The organism is Vibrio sp. 10N.222.48.A3, assembly GCF_041475345.1.
Classification (GTDB): Bacteria; Pseudomonadota; Gammaproteobacteria; order Enterobacterales; family Vibrionaceae; genus Vibrio; species Vibrio tasmaniensis_A.
On sequence record NZ_JBFRVX010001184.1, the window covers coordinates 1 to 2,729 of the forward strand.

3 protein-coding genes are annotated in these 2,729 nt (G+C 45.6%); all 3 read right to left on the bottom strand.

The window, feature by feature from the left end:
- Positions 1-345 (bottom strand): glycine betaine ABC transporter substrate-binding protein (locus tag AB4653_RS24830; protein ID WP_372105562.1); only part of this gene is annotated, 345 nt, incomplete at its 3' end.
- A complete protein-coding gene (gene proW / locus AB4653_RS24835; protein ID WP_009846456.1) occupies positions 338-1,432 on the bottom strand; it encodes a glycine betaine/L-proline ABC transporter permease ProW in 1,095 nt (364 codons plus the stop codon). The genes proW and AB4653_RS24830, both read right to left, overlap by 8 nt.
- Before the next feature lie 3 nt (positions 1,433-1,435).
- The gene (proV, locus tag AB4653_RS24840; RefSeq protein ID WP_009846455.1) at positions 1,436-2,623 is read right to left on the bottom strand and encodes a glycine betaine/L-proline ABC transporter ATP-binding protein ProV; all 1,188 of its coding nucleotides are present in this window, start codon (positions 2,621-2,623) and stop codon (positions 1,436-1,438) included.
- Positions 2,624-2,729: the final 106 nt, after the last annotated feature.

Consider the following 2,729-nt stretch of genomic DNA (forward strand, 5'->3'; position numbering starts at 1 on the left):
ACTTACATACTGGCCTTCACGGTAGAATTTGTCATCGCCACCCGCCATTTTGTATTTGTCAGCGTGTAGTGGGAACCAACCTACTGTTAGGAACGTTGCGTCACCTTTTGCGATAGAAGTGTAAGCTACGTTATAGTCCACTTCTTGCGTTGATTTCACATCGTAACCAAGCTCTTCTAAAGCACGGTTAACAATCAGTGTTTGGAACGTTTCTTCAGCAACTGAAGATTGAACGGGCTGAACTGATACACCTTCACCCGGTAAGCTTGCAGCCCACACGTTCGTTGATACAGCCAGTGTCGAAACGATGCTAACGGCTAGCTTACTCTTCCATGAATTATTCATTGGTGTTTTTCCTTAGTTGTAGTTCTGATTGTTTACCGCGATTTAAAGCTTTTAGCACAAGGGAAACAGGCCCCATGTGATACCAGCGTAATTTTGTATTACCTGCATTTACCCCAAGAACTTGGGTAATGCGGTCAAGTAGGATTGCAAGAATAACAATGCCTAGGCCACCAACAGCGGCCAATCCCATATCCAGTCGGCCAATACCTCTCAGTACCATTTGACCTAATCCACCTACTGCGATCATTGATGCGATAACCACCATCGATAGCGACAGCATCAGTGTTTGGTTCACGCCCGCCATGATGGTTGGCAGTGCAAGTGGTAGTTGAATTCGGTAAAGCATCTGCTTTTTGCTGGCGCCGAATGAGTGACCCGCTTCGATCAACTCTTCCGGTACTTGCTGAATACCCAAGATAGTCAAACGTACAACAGGAGGAAGTGCGAATATGATCGTCACCACCACACCCGGAACGTTACCGATACCAAACAACATTACGATGGGTACAAGATAAACGAAGGCTGGCGTCGTTTGCATGGCGTCGAGAATTGGGCGTACGAATTTAGCCGCGGTATTGCTGCGGGCGAGCCATATCCCCATGGGTAAGCCGATCAGCAGACAGAAGAATACCGATGTCATGACCAGTGAAAGCGTGGTCATCGCTTCAGACCAAGCGCCAATCAAACCAATAAAAGTCAAAGAAACGGCTGTAGCCAAACCAAGCTTCAGGTTTGAAAACTGCCATGCAACTAAAAACAAGATGATCAACATGAATGGTGCAGGTGTCGACACCAACGCCGTTTCAAATGAACTTAGAATAAAATCGATAGGCACACGGATTGCTTGAAACAATGGACGTCCGTGCTCAACTAACCAATTCAGTCCAGACTCTACCCAAGTGTCGACGGGCAAAACTGCTTCTGCAAAAGGGTTAAGTGGATCAAAAGGTGTCGTTTCGACTGTTTCGCTGCTTAACCAATCTGCTGATGGTGAGGTATCAGCTGCTTGACCCCAAGGATCACTTGATGGCTGAGCTGCTGGAGCTGATTGAGACCATGGGTCATTATTTGTTTGTTCAGACGACATGATCTACCCCTTATCCAATGTTTGTAACAGTCGTGACTTAGTTACCACGCCAAAGTAATTACCTTGCTCATCCACAACAGGAACGGAGTAAGGCACACCGCCAACAAGGCCAAGCACATCGTTGATTGGTAAATCAGGGTTCAGCGTTAGGCCATCATCGAGCTGCGCACTGACGAGTGATTTGTTCTCTTTGTGTGCTTTACGAAGGGAATCAACAGAGACAATGCCGGAGTAACGACTGCTTTTCTCAACAACAATGCCGTATTCACGGTCGTTATCCATCAAGATTTGTAGAGCGGACGCTGGGCCGTCATGTTCTGATTTTTTAAATACCGCAGCTGGCTTCTTACGTGCAATGTCTTTCACCGTAAGAACACTTGCTACATTCACACCGCGGAAGAAAGCTTCGACATAATCGTTCGCTGGGTTGTTAAGAATTTCGTCTGGGGTACCCACTTGAACCACCTCACCGTTTTGCATAATGGCAATACGGTCACCGATTCGCATCGCTTCATCCAAATCATGGGAGATGAAAACAATGGTTCGTTTATCGTCATTTTGAAGGCGAATAAGCTCATCTTGCATTTCAGTACGAATCAAAGGATCGAGTGCAGAAAACGCTTCGTCCATTAACAGAATATCAGGGTCACATGCTAGAGCACGAGCCAAACCAACACGCTGCTTCATACCGCCAGACAATTCATCAGGGTAAGATTCTGAATACGGCCCGAGACCGACTCGTTCCAACGCTTCAAATGCTGACTGTTTTCTCTTATCGACTTCAACACCCGCTAGTTCAAGACCAAACGCGGCGTTTTCAATCACTGTCATGTGAGGCATCAATGCGAAGTTTTGGAAAACCATGGAGATGTTGTTGCGACGGACTTCGCGGAGCTCATCTTCTGAGGTGTGGGCAATGTCTTTGCCTCGAAGAAGCACATTACCTTTGGTAGGTTCAATCAAGCGGTTAAGAAGGCGTACTAGGGTTGATTTGCCAGATCCTGACAGTCCCATTATGACGAAAATCTCGCCTTCTTGAATGCTAAGAGAAACATCGTTAACGCCGATCGTTAACCCTGTTTCTTCGAAAACTTTATCTTTGTTCGCGCCTTCATTAATCATTGTAAAAGCACGGTCGGTATCTTCACCAAACACCTTGTACAGTCCCTTAACTTCCAGTATGGGATCCATGTAATCTAATCCTTTCTTAGTTATCTAAACTAATAGTTATTTAAACTCAAAACCGATTATTTAAACTTAAAAACGGTTATTTAAACCCGAAAAACGATTAGCACTC

Bases quoted from the DNA above. Each gene is read 5' to 3' on its own strand.
- proW (WP_009846456.1), bottom strand. From the start codon at position 1,432: ATGTCGTCTGAACAAACAAATAATGACCCATGGTCTCAATCAGCTCCA.
- proV (WP_009846455.1), bottom strand. From the start codon at position 2,623: ATGGATCCCATACTGGAAGTTAAGGGACTGTACAAGGTGTTTGGTGAA.